Raw genomic sequence first — 17,587 nt, forward strand, 5'->3', positions numbered from 1 at the left:
TTATTCCCTCGATTTGGCTGATGACACGATTTGAAGTCAATCATTCCATAGCCATCTATCTTGGTCTATTGTCATTGATTTTCCAAATTTCGATCAAATAATCCATCAGAAACTGATAACAACTTTTATCAGGGGAGATCATATTGAGGGCATTCGGGCGCGGGAATGAGACTTTGGGACTTTGCAAGACTCAAGGGATCAAAGATAAAAATAAGTGAGAAAATCGGAAAACCACTTGGACTTGTTGACGGGAGCCAGGTCTTTAGTTCGATGTTCCGCTATGACTACAACGGCAGGACGAGTTACGAGATCGTCCTTTCAACATTCGGGCCTGAAAACTACAGAGAAATATGTGACGCAACTTTCTATATGCTGGATGTTCCCGGAGCATGTGCACAGATTGCAAAATTCCTTGGCGATAGGAATATCGACATTCTTAACTCCGTATCCCTCAGCGTCATTTCAAACGTTTGCATGATGTGGAAAATGCTTGTCGACTTGAGTTACTACGGCGATTATGAAACTCTCCAAGAAGAATTCGCAAAGCTGAAACAAGAGCGGTCTTCACTCATAGACAAGGTTGAAGCAATGGAGATCAGACCTTCACACATCAGCGATCGGTATACAAAAGGTGTTGTCCCGCCAGGAACCTCAATAAGGACAAAAACGACGAGGAAAATTCACAGGACCCCATCGATCATCAAGAATGGAGAGTTCGAAATCCCATCTGAATACCTAGAAACGATAGAGGGAATCGCCGAGGGGCAGATCGTCATGATGGTAGGCGATACAGACGCTTGGATTCTCTCATTGACCTTCCTTGACCCGCGTACTGAACTCCTTGAAATCGATTTCATCATCCCCGATAAACCTGGTGCGATATATGAAATTACCAAAATACTCGCAAATTTCAATATTAACCTCGTGTCAGTATATACAAAAGTACTCGTCTATTACGATACGATGACGCTTGAACTGGTTGGCGACATCACAAACTCGAATTTAAAGGTTGAAGATCTGAAGGAAGAGATCAAGGAAAGAGTTATGAAACTAAAGGGTAGATATGAACTGATCAGAATTGAAAAAATCGAAATCCCATAAGTAGGAAGTTGATCCCTCTTGCAGTTGATTTGATACAGATCTGGGTAGCCTATAACTAAAATGAGCATTTTTGCGAGAATATTGAAAAAACGTATCACGCCTTTCAAGAAATAATGGAGATAACGATAGAGATTTTGAATTATGAGAAGCCCATTGGGACGATGAACGAATAATGACTTCGTTTATCATCGATTCGGTTAACGATGATATAAAACTAAATATGCGTAAGTAATTTCGCTTCTGAAACGGCACTTGCGAAACAAGTCGCAAGAACAAACCAGCGATGAAGGATCGAGAAGAAAAACGAGACAAAAAGAGGTCTCGGCTGCCCCCGAAGATCAGTAAAAAGGGAAGAAATCGATGCGTTTGAATGCACGCGTATCAAGAGGTCGATTTCGACATACGTCGAGAAATCCAGAAAGTCGAAAGAGCGCCACCTAATAATTAGAGAGGCATCGCGGTAATAAAAAGTGAATGGGATGATGATAGCAATAACCGATGATGAGTGTCCTCACTTGAGCTGCCGGAACGAGCTTTGCGGAAAAGAAGTAGTTGAGGCCATCTTGGTTATGTCATCTCCACCGAAATTCCCGAATCGATCAACTCATCGGTGGAAAAAAAGAAGTTCAAACGATCAGAACCTATTTTTCGATCTATTTACTAAGTCAGTTGGCCACAGCCCTTACTTTTCTGGCCATATTAAATGTAACTATCTCAATAATTTGAATTTTATCTTTAATAAAGAAAAAAGGAGGACAGGAGGATATAAGAATGGAAGCTAACGAGAAGATTTGTGCAACCAGGACTTGCGACATAGGCGCCCAGCCTATAATAATATCCGCTTCAGAGAAGAACATTGAGACGACATGGGATCGTTATGAAACACAGCTACCACAATGTGGATTCGGTGAACTGGGTATCTGCTGCAGGAACTGTCTGCAGGGCCCCTGCAGAATAGATCCTTTTGGTGGAGAACCTAAGAAAGGGATCTGCGGAGCGAGAGACTATACGATCGTTGCGAGAAACATCATTAGGAACATCGCGGGCGGTGCTGCCGCACACTCAGGCCATGGCAGACATATCGCTGAGACGATGCTGAAGGCGATCGAAGGCAAAACTACGGCTTATAAGATTAAAGACGTGGGCAAACTCAAGAGAGTTGCCAAGCGTATTGGCATCGAGACCGAAAAAATCGACACTAACGAACTTGCGAAAGAGGTTGTGATGCAGGCCCTCGAAGATTACTCGCGATACGAGCGCAAACCGCTGACGTTCACAACGACGACAATCACGAAAGCCCGCACTAAGTTATTCGAGGAAAAGGGTGTAATGCCAGACAATATTGACCATGCAATTTCCGATGTGATGCACCGCACAACACTCGGTTGTGATGCTGATCCTGTCCCTATTCTTTTTGGCGGCATCAAATGCGCGATTGCCGACTACAATGGTATGCAGATTTCGACTGACTTATCCGATATTCTTTTTGGGACACCGCGTCTCGTTAGAACCTATGCCAATCTCGGCGCGCTGAAACCAGATGCGGTTAACATCGCAGTTCATGGCCACAATCCAGTCCTCAGCGACATAATCGTTGATGTTGCGAGGGAAATGGAGGAGGAGGCAAGAGCTGCCGGTGCATCGGGCATCAACATCGTCGGTATCTGCTGCACCGGGAACGAGACGTTGATGAGGAAAGGCGTCGCGATGGTTTCGAACTTCGCTTCACAGGAGCTTGTGCTCGCGACGGGCGTTGTTGACCTAGTGGTTGTGGATTACCAATGTGTCATGCCCTCTGTCGCAGAAATCTGTTCATGCCTTCACACCGAGATGATCACTACAATGCCAAATGTCCACATCCCTTACGCAACGCATGTTCAATTCAGAGAGGAGGATGCTGAGAAGAGCGCCAGATCAATCATCCAGATGGCTATCGAGGCGTTCAAGAAGAGGGATAAGAGCAAGGCGAATGTACCAGATGTCAAGTACGAGGTCATTGCGGGATTCAGTCTTGAACAAATTGAGGAACTTTGCTCGAAATTCAACCAAGACGATCCAATCATGCACGTTGTTGATAATATCCGCAACGGAACGATCAGGGGAATCGCTCTGATGGCTGGATGCAACAACCAGAAAGCCGTGCAGGATTTCAACCATATCACCATTGCAAAAGCACTCATAAAGAACGATGTTCTCGTGCTCGCTACAGGATGTTCCGCAGGCGCGTTTGCGAAACAAGGTTTGCTTTCCGCCGAAGCGACGGAGAAATACGCGGGGGAGGGCCTCAAGAAATTCTTGAAGGAGCTCGGAGAGAAAAATGGCATTAATCTACCCCCGATATGGCACATGGGCTCTTGCGTAGATAACACGCGTGCTGCGAATTTTGCAACGGCGATCGCCAATAGATTTGGCGTCGATGTTCACCAGATTCCTTTTGTCGCCAGCGCACCTGAAGCGAATCATGAGAAAGCGGTTTCGATCGGTACATGGGCCGTTGCTCTTGGATTACCTGTTCATGTGGGGACGATCAACTACATTTTCGGGTCATCACTCGTCACTGAAGTACTCGAGAACACGGCGAGAGACGTCTACGGCGGATACTTCATCTTTGAGAGGGATCCGTTCAAAGCCGCAAAGAAGCTCCTCAACACTGTCGAGTATAGACGTTGGGTTCTCGGCCTTGATAACAAGTATGTTGTGGAAAGTGGTGAGCCGATCAGCCAGAAGAGATTGTTCGAGATGGCGATCGAGGGTGCAATCATAGCGGTGGGGTACGCTGATCAGCTTCTAAGCGTCGCAATTGAGAAGTATGGATATGATCAGAAGATAGAATATCCAGATACTGGTTTCGAACTTCCATCGATTTATGCATGGGATGGGAGGGAGGTCAAGAAGCTTGGTGATCTGCCACCAATACTCGGTAAAGTCAGAGGGAAGATCAGAGAGGAGCCCACATATGAAAATGCACTAATCGCAGGCGAGGCGACAATGATTGCGGCGGAAATTGTTGAGGCGTTGAAATACATCGAGACGGATAAGCCCTACGAAGGGACACCGTACTGCGGGTTCGTGCCCGACAGGACACTGAGAGAACTGGGTATTGCGTTCGTTGACGACACGATACCAGGCTGTGCTGTGCTCGTCGGCTGTGCCAAGAACCCGAAGGACCTTGCCAAGATCGTGAGGGACTGCCAGAGCAAGGGGATGCTCATTATCGCGACGTTCGACACCATCAGGCAGCTACGTGATGAAAACATCAAGATGGGTCTCGATCGGATGCTGTATCCGGTTGGTGAATTCACTCAGGCGATACATGGTCTGAACTTCGCGATTAGGGCTGCGCTTGCGTTCGGCGGTATCAAGAGAGGTGACCGCGAGAATCTCTACAAGTATCTTTCAAAGAGGCCAAAAGTCTTTGTGCTCCAGATGGGCCCCATTGACCATATTAAGGCTGCTGCAGAGTTCGCCGTCCTCTTTAACGGTTCCCCGACGATCACCGATCAGGACGTCGAGGCGATTCCTGACAAGTATGTTGTGCAGAAAGATTACGACAAAATGATCCAGACGGCAATCGAAGTCAGGAACATCAAAGTCAAGCTCGCGCCCGTTAACATACCAGTTGCATATGGGCCCGCCTTCGAGGGCGAAACGGTCAGAAGACCAGACACTTACATCGAGGCGGGTGGTGCTGCAAAGACGCTTGCTTTCGAACTCCTGAAGATGCGCCAGGAACACGAAGTTGAGGACGGTAAGATCACGCTGATCGGAAAAGATGTTGATGAGATGGAGGAGGGCGGCAAAACGCCACTTGCCATCATCATAGAGGTCTATGGCAAGAAGATGCAAGAGGATTTCGAGGCCGTACTTGAAAGGAGGATTCATCAATTCATCAACTTCGCCGAAGGTGCATGGCATACAGGTCAGAGAAACATTCTGTGGATAAGGCTGAGCAAGAGCTCTGTGAAAGCAGGCTTGAGATTCAAGCATTTCGGTGATATCCTCATCACAAAGATGAAGGAGGAGTTCGGGAGCATCATAAGTCGTGTCCAGGTAACCATCATCACGGACGAGGCGGAGATCAGGAAGAGGTTACCTGAAGCACTGGAGACTTACGCGAAGAGAGATGCGAGAATGGCGGGATTGACTGACGAATCGGTCGACACATTCTACAGCTGTACACTGTGCCAGTCCTTTGCACCCGATCATGTCTGCGTCATTACACCAGAGAGGTTAGGTCTCTGCGGTGCGATCAACTGGCTCGATGCCAAAGCAAGCAACGAAATCGCACCAACGGGTCCAAACCAACCGATCGTCAAGGGAGGAGCCATCGATCCCGTCAAAGGATCGTGGGTTGGTGTCAATCAGGCTGTTTACGAATTCAGCCATCACAAGATCGAGAGATTCAACGCGTACACGATGATGGAAGATCCGATGACGAGTTGTGGTTGCTTCGAGTGCATCGTCGCGATGACGGCTGATATGCAGGCAGTCATCGTCGTCAATAGAGAATACCCTGGTATGACACCAATCGGGATGAAATTCTCAACGCTCGCTGGATCTGTCGGAGGCGGAAAGCAGACACCAGGATTCATCGGTGTTGGACGGAAGTATTTAGTCAGCAAGAAGTTCATATCGGCTGACGGTGGATTCCACCGCATCGCCTGGATGCCGAAGGACCTCAAAGAAGCAATGAAAGAGGACCTGAAGAAAAGAAGTGAAGAACTGGGCACACCAGACTTCGTCGACAAGATCGCTGACGAAACAATATGCACCGATGCAGAGGGACTCATGGAATGGATGGTCAAAGTCGATCATCCTGCGCTGAAAATGCCTCCGATGCTGCAATAGGTTACTGTAGGAGGAGACGATATGGTTGAGGTGCCGATTCCAAAAGAGAAGTGGACGGGCAAAATCTGTACAATTGTAATTGGAGCAACTGCGGAAGATGGTGGGTCAAGGGGTAGGAAGGTAGTCATAGGCGGAGAGACAGGGATGCCGTTTCTCTCCTTTGAAGGGCCGATCGCGAACAGGCCGGCAATAGCTGGCGAGGTCATTGATACATTAAGGGACTACCCGCCACTCGCGAAGAAGGCCTTCGGCGATGCTGCCGAAGACCCGGTCCAGTGGTCGAAGGTCTGGGTCGAAAAATATGGAGTCGATCTCATATGCCTCAAGCTACATTCAACAAACCCGGAGGAGGAGAACAGGTCTCCCGCAGAGGCGGCCGAAACGGTGCGCAAAGTCCTCGCTGCCGTGCCGGTCCCGCTCATCGTCTATGGTTGCGGACATGAGGAGAAAGATGCGAAGACGATGGAAGCTGTCAGCAATATCGGCGCGAAGGAGAGGCTCTTGCTTGGACATGCGGAAGAAAGCGCTTACAAATCGATCGCAGCTGCTTCGATGGCGAACAACCACGCACTAATCGCGTTCTCAAATCTCGATATCAACCTGGCGAAGCAAATCAATATCCTCCTCACAGATTTTGGTGTCAAGAAAGAGAACATCGTCGCAGATCCGCTGATGGCGAGCCTCGGCATGGGTCTTGAATATTCATATTCTGTCAACGAGCGCATTCGACTCGCAGCGCTTATGGGCGACACCATGCTCCAGGTTCCAATGGTTTGCGACACGACGATTGCATGGAAAGCAAGAGAGGCGACAGAGGAGAACGATAAACTCGGGGATGTTGATTTGAGAGCTGCCTGGTGGGAAGCGACAACCGCTCTTGCAGCACTCGTTTCAGGTGCGGACATGCTCATCATGAGAAGCCCGAAGGCCGTCGAAATTGTCAGGATGGCGCTCAATGAGCTTCTTGGAGGTGATTGAAGTGCCGACCGCAATGGAGATCTTCAAGCTACTACCGAAAAAGAACTGCGGTGAATGCAAATTTCCCACGTGCCTGGCTTTTGCGATGCAACTGGCTAACCAGAAGGCAAAGCTCGAAGACTGCCCCTATGTTTCAGATCAGGCAAAGGCCACGCTCGCTGCGTCCGCCGCGCCACCGATCCGGCTGGTCAAGATCGGTACGGGCCAGAATACAATCGAGATAGGGGACGAGACAGAATTGTACCGGCATGAGAAGAAGTTCTTCCATCCCACGGCATATGCACTCATTATTTCGGATTCCTCATCCGATGCCGAGATCAAGGCGAAGGTTGAGAAAGCTCATTCCCTTAGGTTCGAGAGAGTTGGACAGCTGTTGAAAATGGACATGGTTGGTGTCAGGAACGATTCGGGAAGCGCAGAGAAGTTCGCTAACGTCGTCGAACAGGTTTCAAAGATGACTGATCTCCCGATGATTTTGATTTCAGACAAACCTGATGCCATGAAACTTGCAGCGTCTAAGATTGCAACGAAAGTGCCTCTCTTACACGGCGCTAAATCAACCAATGCCGAGGCGATGGCTGCTGTGGCAAAGGAAACAAAATGCCCGCTGGTCGTTTACGAAGACACGGGCCTCAACCAGCTGGCCGATCTCGTTGCCAAGGTGAAGGCGGCTGGTGTCGAAGACATCGTCCTCGACTTCGGTGCGAGAACACTCAAGGATCTGATCGAGAAAAGCACAATTATCCGGAAGATCTCGGTGAAGAAGATTTTCAGAGGACTCGGATATCCAATATACGTTCACGCGGGTGAGGGCGAGAAAGCTATTCTGAAAGGTCTCATTTCGACGATGAAATACGGTAGCATTGTTGCCTTTGATGATATCGATCCCGCCACAGCACTACCACTGTACGTCCTGAGACAGAACATCTACACCGATCCGCAAGTCCCAATCCAGGTCAAACCAGACCTGTACGCGATTAATAATCCTGATGAGAAGTCGCCACTCCTCTTCACGACGAACTTCTCCCTCACATACTTCACCGTTGTCGGGGACATTGAGAAAAGCAAAATCCCGGTTTGGCTACAGGTCATTGACACAGAAGGTTTGTCGGTCATGACCGCATTCGCCGCTGGAAAGCTCACACCTGAGATGGTCGCGAAAGCCCTCGAGGCATCGGGTGCTAAGAACAAATCAAAGCGCGGCGAAATCATCATCCCTGGTATGGTGGCCAGGATGAGTAGCAAGCTTCAGGAACTGACGGGATTGAAGGTCATCGTCGGGCCAAAGGAATCAAATGGATTGCCGAAGCTTCTCAAATCGCTTGACTAATTTCTTTCAATCTTTTTTTATCTTTTTAGATAGAAAAATAATAATATCAACACTGGTCGTATCATTCAAGTCAAATCCCTAACGATCTCCCTCACAGCCCTCAATGCTGGACTTGTCGAGTCGAGCCTGGTCAAAGGTTCGCCGACCATGGCTAGTTCTTCTATTTTTTTGTCATTAGGAACCTTTCTCACGTCTTGGAACCCACCTGCCTTGATCACCGCCTCAACAACACTGTGCAGCTCCGGCGGCGAGCGGTTGACAACCAGCATATTCGATTTTATTTGGAGCCCCATTTCCTCGGCGAGTTCTTTAATCCTCACCGCTGTCTCCACGCCCAGTTTGGTCGCATCTGAAACGACGATCAACTTGTCCATTTTCCTAGTCGTCCGACGAGAGAGGTGTTCCATGCCAGCTTCGTTATCAATGACGATGTACGCATAATCATCGACCAGCTCGTCCATGAAGGTCCTCAGAATGTTGTTGATATAGCAATAGCACCCAGGCCCCTCAGGTCGCCCCATTGTCAACAGATCGAATTGATCTCCTTCAACAAGAGCCAGTTGAATTTGATATCTGATGAATTCCTGTTTGCTCGTGCCCGCTGGAATTTCATCTGCTTTTTTGAGGAGGTCCTCTCTGAGGTCGCCGATTGTCTTATCGACTTTTACACCGAGTTTTTCTCCAAGGTTAGAATTGGGATCTGCGTCGACAGCTAGAACAACTTCTCGAGATTTCTCAGCTAGTGCTCGAATAAGGAGCGCGGCTATCGTTGATTTACCCACGCCTCCTTTCCCCGCTACGGCGATTGCGTAACTCATGATACTTCCTCTAACCCGAGTTTCTTCCTGAGCTCTCTAGAGACCGAGACGAGTGTCCTGATGGCCGATTCACTACCTTCTTCCGACATTCCACCGAGCCCGCACTGGGGCGTGACCAACGAATTGCGGATTAGCAACTCTTCATCGACCCCCTTCGCCTTCATTGTCTCGATCTCCGAAATCACCTTCTCAACAAGCGAATCGATGTTCTCTTCACGGGCAACCTCCTCGTTGTTCGGCACGATCCCCCATGCCAGCGCACCTCCCCGCTCAAGAAAGCGAGAGATCTCTTCAGGATAGAGAGAGATCGTGTATCCGTAATCGTACGCATCAAATGAAAGAATGTCTATATCCGCCTCTATGACCTTTGACCAGTCCGTGTTCCCGCAGCAATGGATACCTTTCCAGCCCTCAACACCTTCGAGAACATCGTTAATCCACGCGATCGCATCTTCCCATTTGATGCTCGCGTAAGGCGTCCCCAGCAGGGAAAGTGACGGTTCATCGATAAAAATGATCGTTTTCTGACATTTTTTTAGAAGTGTCTTCACCTGCCAGCGCGTCATCATATTGAGATTTTTCCTCACGATCTCGCAATAACTCTCATCGTAAACGATCGGCTTGTTCTCTTCATTGAAAATCTGAAGACCTGTGCTGATCGGGCCTGTCGTCTGGCCTTTGACGATCGTTTTGGAACTTGGAAATTCGCGCTTGATCATTTCAAAAAAACCAGCGAAACTATCTAGCGGAAATGAGAAAAAATCAAGATTTTCATTGATCAATTGTTCGTAGAAGTTAAATGGTTCGTACCGATGAAGATCAACCGTGATTCTTTTTTTGTCTACATCGATCTCAATACCAGGCAAGTGGACAGAATACTGCGCGTACATGTTCTCCTTGAACCCTCTCTTTGGCAATTGCGGCCAAAAAGGAATAAGATCTCCAATGTCAAGGATGAAATCGACAGCTTTCGCTGGATCTTGATGAGGAAGGGAACCTATGCACGTCGCAGCGAAATGCCAAGGCACGGCTAGCGAGATTTTGAAGTAAATATAATAAACCTTTCCCGAGTGAAATAAATAAAAGCCAAAATCGTTGTCTGTCGAGTAAAATCGTCATTGGTCGTAGGATAATATTATATATCGCCGAATCCAAGATACACTAGGGATCATTATGGTCAGGTGTCCGTTTTGCGGAGCGAACGTAGAAATATTAGATGATGAAGTCGCGTGTCAATGTGGGGAACAACTACCAGAAAGCTTTTACAAGTTCGAAAGAGAGAGATGCTTATGTGGAAAGACTCTAGAATTTCCTAGAGCTTCCTGAGCAGTTCCGCCACAGTCGGAAATCTGCTGATATCTGTATGCGGCAAGAAAAGGGCCGAGGAGAATTCATCGAAGAACATCTGAGTCGTACTGAGTTCGAGATAAGTCATCATCTCATACACCTTCTGCGCCTCGATCCTCTTATCCTTTGAGAGTAGCGTCAAATAGGCACCGGCCAGCGCTGCATTACCCAGAAATACAAAACGGTTGAATGGCAGATCTGGTAGCAAGCCTATCGCAACGGCGCGTTCCATGTCGATGTAGTTGCCAAAACCACCAGCAATATACAATCTTGAGACATCATCAAAAGTCAAGTTGACTTTCTTAAGTAAGACACAGCAAGCAGCGTAGACTGCGGCCTTTGTCCTGATTATATTACCTATATCATTTTCCGTGATCACGATGTCGCGTCCCTTCTCTTCTTTCACAACGATCCTTTGCTTTCCGTCAAGTTTTGTTATCCTGTCTTTCCCTATAGCAGTCTCATTAGCCCAAGCAATAACAAATTCCATGCCGTCCTCGCCACGCCTAACGCGCGACGTATTGGCCTGCTGGATATGGCCTTTTTTATCGATCAAACCACGGAGGAACATTTCCGCTATGAGATCGATCAGACCGGATCCGCAAATCCCACGTGGCTTTGCGCCGCCAATCGTTGAATACTTAACATCGTAATTCTCAAGGATGCGAACACGTTCGATCGCACCTGACATTGCTCTCATCCCGTACCTAACCTCTCCGCCTTCGAAAGCTGGGCCTGCGGAGCACGAGCACGAAATAAGCCACTCGTTGTTGCCAAGAACAACCTCGCCGTTCGTACCGACGTCGATCAACATTGCGATTTCCGGTCTGAGATGCATCCCAGATGCGATGATATCAGCCGTAATGTCTCCTCCAACATAGCTCGCTCTGCTAGGGACGCAGTAAATTGGTGCATCTGGATTGATGTTCACACCAACCTCATCAGCCCGATAAATTGGCGGGATGCTCACAGTCGGGACATATGGTTCGTAACGAATGTATTTCGGATCGAGGCCTAAAAAGAGATGAATCATCGTGGTATTACCAGCGACCGCCATGCTCGATATTTCGTGGGCGCAGACTTTACCGCCGATTCCCTCGCAGTTTTCTGAGACGCTGCACAATTCTGCTATCAAGTAATTTATTGTCTCAATGATCAACTGATTAAGGCGCGGCAGACCCCCCTCCTCAGCGTAGGCGATTCGCGAGAGTACATCTTCACCGCACATAATCTGTTTGTTATAATTCGAAGCTTGAGCGATCACGTTGCCTGTCGCAAGATCCACGAGACTGAGAACAACCGTTGTCGTTCCGATGTCGACGGCAATTCCAAAATTCCTTTTTGTGGCGTCACCTGGTCTTAGGTCAATTAATCTCTTTGTCTCGCCGCTTTCATCAAGGACTGCGGTGACCTTCCATTGACTTTCCCTCAACACCTTCGGCATTATCCTCAATGCCCGAAGGGTCGTGGAAAGGTCAACCCCTGATGACAGAAGAGAGCGTCTCAACCGTTCAAGATCCGCGAGATTATCATCAAGAGTTGGCAAAGGAAGCTCAAGATATCTTGCCGAGGATAATGGTGAAAGTTCACCAAGCCTTTCGACTTTGTAGGATGTCAAGATTTGATGAGAGGCGATCTGAATTTCTTCTGGGACTAGTACCTCTACATTGTCATTGATACGTGTTTTACAGGCAAGGCGATATCCCGCTTTCCACTCATCCTCCGAAAAAAACTCCCTGCCGCCAAATGGCTCAACATCACCTTGCACGATAACACGACATTTTCCGCAAGTACCTTTTCCACCGCAGATGCTGTTGACCATAACCCCAGCTTGATAAGCCGCTTCTAGTACCGTTGCTCCTGGGGTCACTTCAACCGTCACGTTCTGAGGCAGAAATCGTACCAATGGATGCATAACATTATCCGAATCAGGTATAACTTATTTAACAGTCATGCATTTGTAGTGCGCCCGCTGGGCAATTGTCCAGACATACACCACATGATCGGCAAAAGATTTTTGTGACTGCTGCTTTTTTTCCTTTCATCACAATCGCATTTGAAGGGCAAGAGGAGACACACGCACCGCACCCCTGGCAAATCTCTTGAACAACCCCTACAACCAAAGTATCACCTACCAGAGGGTATGATTTCATTGCTATTAATGAACATTTAGCCGAAAACTTTCGTTCCCAAAGAAGACCTGGATCGAATAGATAATAGTTCACTCAAGTTCACGAATATTTCAAAAGGAATGATAATTACCTTTCTTATTGATGCCTGGTCGTACGGACGCAGTTTTAGTTGTGTAGAAAGGATAGATCGATGGCACAACCGCATTATATTTAGGGATGTCGCACAAATACCAATGATATTTACTCAAGCTAATTCATAATAATTCATAAAGGAGGAGAAAAATGAATCAGAACAATCCATACGAAATGGCTGTCAAACAGACTGAAAATGTGGGAAGGCTCCTCGGACTCGACCAAGATCTGATCAATTTCCTGACAAGACCGCAGCGTGAGCTGACGGTCAACTTCCCCGTCAGGTTGGACGATGGTAGGGTAAGAATGTTCACGGGATTCCGCGTTCAGCATAATTTCGCGCGAGGACCATGCAAGGGTGGAATCAGATATCATCCGAACGTCTCGCTCGATGAAGTGAGAGCTCTCGCCATGTGGATGACTTGGAAATGCGCAGTCATGGGCATTCCATTTGGTGGGGCCAAGGGAGGAATTATCTGCAATCCGAAAGAAATGAGCCGAGGGGAAATCGAAAGGATGACGAGACGATATGTGACGGAGATTTCAATGATCATTGGCCCTCACAAAGACATCCCTGCACCCGATGTTTACACCGATGCCCAGACCATGGCGTGGATCATGGATACTTACAGCATGAACAAAGGATACATGGTACCTAGTGTAGTAACGGGAAAGCCGCTGGAAATTGGCGGGTCTAAGGGACGGGATGAAGCGACGTCTCGCGGCTTAATGTATGTGATACGGGAAGCGGCCAAAGTGAAGAATATTGAGTTGAAGGGAGCAACGGTTGCCATTCAAGGTTACGGCAACGTGGGTTGGCATGCGGCGAGACTCCTTCACCAAGAAGCTGGATGCAAGATCGTTGCTATAAGCGATTCGAAGGGCGGCATCCTGAACCAGAATGGACTCGATCCGATCAAGGTCTACGAACACAAACAAAAGACTGGCTCTGTTCAGGACATGGAGGGGGCCAAGAACATCACGCAAGAGGATCTGCTTGAGACCGAATGTACGATCCTCATTCCTGCAGCGCTCGAAAATGTTATCAGAAAAGACAATGCGAAGAAGATTAGGGCTGAAATTGTTGCAGAGGGGGCAAATGGTCCGACGACGCCCGAAGCAGACAGAATCCTCTTTGATAAGGGAATCATGGTGATCCCGGACATCCTTGCAAATGCGGGTGGTGTAACGGTCAGTTATTTTGAATGGGTGCAAAACCTGCAGTTCTATTTCTGGTCGTTAGATGAGGTCAAGAGCCGCCTACTGCAGATGATGACGGAGGCATTTGAAACAGTGTACGGGATTGCAAGGAGCCAGAATGTGGATTTGAGGACTGCTGCGTACATGTTGGCGATGAAACGCGTCGCGAGGGCGATGGAAATGAGGGGGTTTTACCCTTAGGAGTGATGGACGCATGATGGAAGCAGTCATATCGCTAAAAATGCCCGAGAATTGGATCAAGGATGCGCTCATGCAATACCCGTCAGTCATCAAGATCATCGGCTCTAAGCCTGTCAATGGGAAAGCGGTAAGAGATCTCGTCGAGATCGAAGTTGAGAGGGAGGAGGACCTGCCTTCGGTCATCGAATCAATCAGATCGAGTCCCAATATTTTTAACGTCGATATTACACCCATTGAAAGGGGAAAGGTTCTCGCGGTTTTTTCGACAACTGAGTGTGCTGTCTGCCGATTGCTCGCGCACACAGACTGTTTCCTCACATCTTCAACTTCAACAAAAGACGGCCGGCTCGAATGGTCTCTGCTAGTAACAGAAAAGGAGCCACTTCAGAGGTTAATGAAGAACCTCGAGAAGGTAGGCGCCGAGCCGAAGTTAATTAAGATCACTGAGATCAGTGACAAAGACGCACTGACTGCAAGGCAAGAACAGATTACACGGATGGCCTTTGAGAAAGGATATTTCGATTTCCCGCGGAAAATCAGCCTCAAGCAGCTGGCTAAGAGTCTCGGTGTTTCGACATCAACGCTGTCCGAAATCCTGAGGAAGGGGCAGAAGCGCATCCTCACGAAGTACTTCAGGGAACATCGCGAGATTTAGGTTCAACATTACCGAATTAATTCGGGGAAAGGTCTATCACAAACATTCTGTCATCATACGCAACTGAGGTCTAAAGGATAACTGGACATTGAACAGGTTTAAATGTCGGTATTGTATCCCCTCAAGAACGGAGGTCGTCGAATATGCCACCAAAAGTTGATGAAGATCTGTGTACTGGATGCGGAAGATGTGAAGAGGTCTGCCCTGCGGGCGTTTTTGAAATCGTCGACAACATTTCGAAAGTCAAAAATCCTGAAGAATGCACTGAATGTGGTTCCTGTGTCGATGAGTGCCCCGTTGAAGCAATCAAACTTGAATGATTTGACTGAACAAGAATAAATCATTCGTCCCCTGGTCACCATGACAAAAAGGAAGGTCATACTAACACAGGAGCTTTTAGGCAGCGATATCGTGAGAGCACTATGGGCTATAGCAAAAGAACACGGAATGTGTCTCGACTATCTTCCGATCACGATCGCATACGCAAATATCGGTTCGTCAGAAAAAAAGATCTTTTACAATATCCGAATTTTATCGGAAAATGCGACACTTGCGATTTCATCACCTGAAAGGGACGGAGCAATAAATTCCGAATCTCGATACCGCGAGCTCTTTTTGGACATTCCCGATGAATCAATAGATATCTTTTCCTCCTTAGTCGAGGACCTCAGTGCAAAAATTGTTGACTATAGCGCTCAGCCATCAAGTATGTACAAGCCAGAGACTCAAGTCGAAAGAATCGATACTTACACAGCCCCACCACCGAGAGATTATTCTATGGGATTCAGAGTCCTCGTCGTTTGGCAGGGAGAATACGGAGAAAGAATCTTCAGAAATCTAGAAAAAAGAGCTCCACCTCATTGGCAAGTCAACGCACTGGAATTATCAAGGGATCTACCAATGATCATTGACGACCCTTCAGAATACATTCCAGAGGAGATTCCAGAAACGGATCTCCTTCTTTTTCTCTCTGAAAGCCAGAACTCTCCGCAACTAGTGCCTGAGCTCGTACGTCGATCGAGAGCCCGGGGGCTCATCGCACCAATCGACAATAGCGAATGGATGCCATTTGGGCAAGTAAGCCAGATCAGCAAAATCATGGATCAATGGCACGTTGAATACGCCTTTCCACGGCCGTTCTGTTCTCTTGACCTTGTTGGAAAGGAAACAATTGACGAATTCGCCCGATGGTTTGGCAAACCTATTATTGAAATTGAGACCGAGGACAACAAGACCGCCAGTAATATTAAAGTGATCAGGGGCACACCATGCGGAAATACTCATTACCTCGCGGAGAACGTGAGGGGTGTGCGGCTTGATGAGATTGTTGAAAAGGCCGCGCTCACTCACCATCATTATCCTTGCCTCGCATCAATGAAAATTGAACCTGATTTGAACGATACTCTGATGCACGCCTCAGGGTTCATTACGAAAAATGTTTTCGAGGAGCAGGTCAAAAAATACATAAAAAGGAATGTGGGATATCTGGATCCGTCTCAATTTAGATAATGAGATAAAGATTGGCTTTGCGGCTTTATACCTATTAGTTGCATGATTCCAATTCACCGTTTCTTCCAGACTTTTGCGAGAAAGAAATAAATATCGTTTTTGTTATTGTTCACAACATACCACCGCAAGGGAGGTTTAACATTGGCAGACGAAAATACGGTATACATTGGAAAAAAACCAACAATGAACTATGTTTTGGCTGTTGTGACGCAGTTTAACAGCGGCTCGACCGACGTCATCATCAAAGCAAGAGGAAGAGCAATTAGCCGTGCGGTTGATGTCGCTGAGATCGTCAGGAACAGGTTTATACACGACGCTGTGGTGAAGGACATCAAGATACAAACTGAAACAATCCCAGCAGAGGGCGGCGGCAGCGCCAATGTGTCTTCCATCGAGATTTACATGAGCAAGTAGCGTAAACTCGATGGGTCGTTCGGAAAATGGGCGCTGTGCCAGAGTAGACTTTCCACAGCTTTTTTTTCTATTTTTATCAACCCTTATCAACCCCTATACATTATAGCGGACACCATAGACGCGGTAAAGAGCTATCTTCCCATTTCGAGTTCCAGTAAACTGAGATCCTTTTGTTCGAAGGTGGAGGGGTCGATCGGGATCAGCAGGATCGATTTTGACAAGACAACTTGATCTTTTACGTTTTGTAAAAATCTCAAGACATTCCTGAAATCATTCTGTGTGATCAAGTACTCAACACCCTCAAGCAGAATGACCTTCGTCGATCCTTGGTCGTTTCCAGATTTGCCCGAAGTGAAGGTCTTTACTATTGTCGAGAGCCTTGGTAGATCCGTTGGTGAAACGTACAACTGCTCATCGGCAGCGCCTTGATCAGGAGGTGGCATCTCCTCCTTTGTGAGCCATACCATTGGGACGTTCAATGTGAATTTTCTTTTCACCGTTGCGGGATGCGATCTCGTCACGCAGAGACCTTTGAAGCCCTTTTCGATGAGCGATTTGAAGGAGATGAACGCCCCATCAATTTCCTTCCCCTTGAGAATAATAACTGATCCAGGAACTAATTCTGTGGGAACGACTAATTCTTTCGGCGCTCTCGTCTCCTCTTCATCGAGCTCGCCGAGTTCCTCTTCGAACTTCTTCCTTTTTTGTCTTATTCTGGCAACGATCGAGTTACGCGACGACTTTGCGAGTACCTGTATTTCGCGTGCGCTGTAACCTTTCATCGTCAACGAGATCAGCTCTTCCCAAGCTTCTCTTAATCCATCTTCATAGCCCTTTAAATAGCCCTTGGCGTAGGACTTTTCGGCCGGCACCGCATCCCTCAACACGAAAATGAATATCTTCTCCGTTAAATCCTTTTGTA

General features: G+C 47.6%; 13 protein-coding genes. 9 read left to right on the forward strand and 4 right to left on the reverse strand.

Features of this window, described 5'->3' with window-relative positions; all coding sequences use genetic code 11:
* Nucleotides 1-165: 165 nt before the first annotated feature.
* The 4 genes from QHH00_03415 to acsC all read left to right on the forward strand — a co-directional run bounded on the left by QHH00_03415 (nucleotide 166) and on the right by acsC (nucleotide 8,257).
* Complete coding sequence (locus QHH00_03415; GenBank protein MDH7508429.1) at nucleotides 166-1,101, forward strand: hypothetical protein; 936 nt, start codon at nucleotides 166-168, stop codon at nucleotides 1,099-1,101.
* 771 nt (nucleotides 1,102-1,872) lie between these two features.
* Nucleotides 1,873-5,949, forward strand: coding sequence for an acetyl-CoA decarbonylase/synthase complex subunit alpha/beta (acsB, locus tag QHH00_03420; protein MDH7508430.1), 4,077 nt, complete (start codon nucleotides 1,873-1,875; stop codon nucleotides 5,947-5,949).
* A 21-nt stretch (nucleotides 5,950-5,970) separates the two neighbouring features.
* Nucleotides 5,971-6,927, forward strand: a complete 957-nt coding sequence (locus QHH00_03425) for an acetyl-CoA decarbonylase/synthase complex subunit delta (GenBank protein MDH7508431.1) — start codon at nucleotides 5,971-5,973, stop codon at nucleotides 6,925-6,927.
* The gene (gene acsC, locus QHH00_03430; protein MDH7508432.1) at nucleotides 6,905-8,257 is read left to right on the forward strand and encodes an acetyl-CoA decarbonylase/synthase complex subunit gamma; all 1,353 of its coding nucleotides are present in this window, start codon (nucleotides 6,905-6,907) and stop codon (nucleotides 8,255-8,257) included. The genes QHH00_03425 and acsC overlap by 23 nt, the downstream gene beginning before the upstream one ends.
* Nucleotides 8,258-8,322: 65 nt before the next feature.
* On the opposite strand, the gene QHH00_03435 is transcribed toward acsC, so the two are convergent.
* The 3 genes from QHH00_03435 to QHH00_03445 all read right to left on the reverse strand — a co-directional run bounded on the left by QHH00_03435 (nucleotide 8,323) and on the right by QHH00_03445 (nucleotide 12,337).
* The gene (locus tag QHH00_03435; protein MDH7508433.1) at nucleotides 8,323-9,075 is read right to left on the reverse strand and encodes an AAA family ATPase; all 753 of its coding nucleotides are present in this window, start codon (nucleotides 9,073-9,075) and stop codon (nucleotides 8,323-8,325) included.
* Nucleotides 9,072-10,103, reverse strand: coding sequence for a hypothetical protein (locus QHH00_03440; protein MDH7508434.1), 1,032 nt, complete (start codon nucleotides 10,101-10,103; stop codon nucleotides 9,072-9,074). The genes QHH00_03435 and QHH00_03440 overlap by 4 nt, the downstream gene beginning before the upstream one ends.
* Before the next feature lie 284 nt (nucleotides 10,104-10,387).
* Nucleotides 10,388-12,337 carry an ASKHA domain-containing protein gene (locus tag QHH00_03445; protein ID MDH7508435.1) on the reverse strand — a complete coding sequence of 650 codons (1,950 nt, stop codon included), beginning with the start codon at nucleotides 12,335-12,337 and terminating at the stop codon, nucleotides 10,388-10,390.
* Nucleotides 12,338-12,836: 499 nt separating this feature from the next.
* Here QHH00_03445 and QHH00_03450 point away from each other — a divergent pair, with 499 nt between their 5' ends.
* The 5 genes from QHH00_03450 to albA all read left to right on the forward strand — a co-directional run bounded on the left by QHH00_03450 (nucleotide 12,837) and on the right by albA (nucleotide 16,665).
* Complete coding sequence (locus tag QHH00_03450) at nucleotides 12,837-14,087, forward strand: Glu/Leu/Phe/Val dehydrogenase (protein MDH7508436.1); 1,251 nt, start codon at nucleotides 12,837-12,839, stop codon at nucleotides 14,085-14,087.
* A gap of 13 nt (nucleotides 14,088-14,100) precedes the next feature.
* The gene (locus tag QHH00_03455) at nucleotides 14,101-14,742 is read left to right on the forward strand and encodes a helix-turn-helix domain-containing protein (protein MDH7508437.1); all 642 of its coding nucleotides are present in this window, start codon (nucleotides 14,101-14,103) and stop codon (nucleotides 14,740-14,742) included.
* Nucleotides 14,743-14,885: 143 nt separating this feature from the next.
* Nucleotides 14,886-15,062 (forward strand): ferredoxin family protein, encoded by a 177-nt coding sequence (locus tag QHH00_03460; GenBank protein ID MDH7508438.1) that lies wholly within the window; start codon nucleotides 14,886-14,888, stop codon nucleotides 15,060-15,062.
* A gap of 40 nt (nucleotides 15,063-15,102) precedes the next feature.
* Nucleotides 15,103-16,251, forward strand: a complete 1,149-nt coding sequence (locus tag QHH00_03465; protein MDH7508439.1) for a DUF166 family protein — start codon at nucleotides 15,103-15,105, stop codon at nucleotides 16,249-16,251.
* Nucleotides 16,252-16,392: 141 nt separating this feature from the next.
* Nucleotides 16,393-16,665: a DNA-binding protein Alba gene (albA, locus tag QHH00_03470; GenBank protein MDH7508440.1), complete on the forward strand. Its 273-nt coding sequence runs from the start codon at nucleotides 16,393-16,395 to the stop codon at nucleotides 16,663-16,665.
* Between the two features lie 131 nt (nucleotides 16,666-16,796).
* On the opposite strand, the gene QHH00_03475 is transcribed toward albA, so the two are convergent.
* Nucleotides 16,797-17,537, reverse strand: a complete 741-nt coding sequence (locus tag QHH00_03475) for a DUF835 domain-containing protein (GenBank protein ID MDH7508441.1) — start codon at nucleotides 17,535-17,537, stop codon at nucleotides 16,797-16,799.
* Nucleotides 17,538-17,587 lie beyond the last annotated feature (50 nt).

It is taken from the genome of Methanomassiliicoccales archaeon, assembly GCA_029907465.1.
Lineage (GTDB): Archaea > Thermoplasmatota > Thermoplasmata > Methanomassiliicoccales > JACIVX01 > JACIVX01.

Excerpts from the sequence above, each read along its gene's own strand:
- QHH00_03460 (MDH7508438.1), top strand. The coding sequence starts at position 14,886 with ATGCCACCAAAAGTTGATGAAGATCTGTGTACTGGATGCGGAAGATGT.
- QHH00_03435 (MDH7508433.1), bottom strand. The coding sequence starts at position 9,075 with ATGAGTTACGCAATCGCCGTAGCGGGGAAAGGAGGCGTGGGTAAATCA.
- QHH00_03455 (MDH7508437.1), top strand. The coding sequence starts at position 14,101 with ATGATGGAAGCAGTCATATCGCTAAAAATGCCCGAGAATTGGATCAAG.
- QHH00_03445 (MDH7508435.1), bottom strand. The coding sequence starts at position 12,337 with ATGCATCCATTGGTACGATTTCTGCCTCAGAACGTGACGGTTGAAGTG.
- QHH00_03465 (MDH7508439.1), top strand. The coding sequence starts at position 15,103 with ATGACAAAAAGGAAGGTCATACTAACACAGGAGCTTTTAGGCAGCGAT.
- acsB (MDH7508430.1), top strand. The coding sequence starts at position 1,873 with ATGGAAGCTAACGAGAAGATTTGTGCAACCAGGACTTGCGACATAGGC.
- QHH00_03450 (MDH7508436.1), top strand. The coding sequence starts at position 12,837 with ATGAATCAGAACAATCCATACGAAATGGCTGTCAAACAGACTGAAAAT.
- QHH00_03425 (MDH7508431.1), top strand. The coding sequence starts at position 5,971 with ATGGTTGAGGTGCCGATTCCAAAAGAGAAGTGGACGGGCAAAATCTGT.
- acsC (MDH7508432.1), top strand. The coding sequence starts at position 6,905 with ATGAGCTTCTTGGAGGTGATTGAAGTGCCGACCGCAATGGAGATCTTC.
- QHH00_03415 (MDH7508429.1), top strand. The coding sequence starts at position 166 with ATGAGACTTTGGGACTTTGCAAGACTCAAGGGATCAAAGATAAAAATA.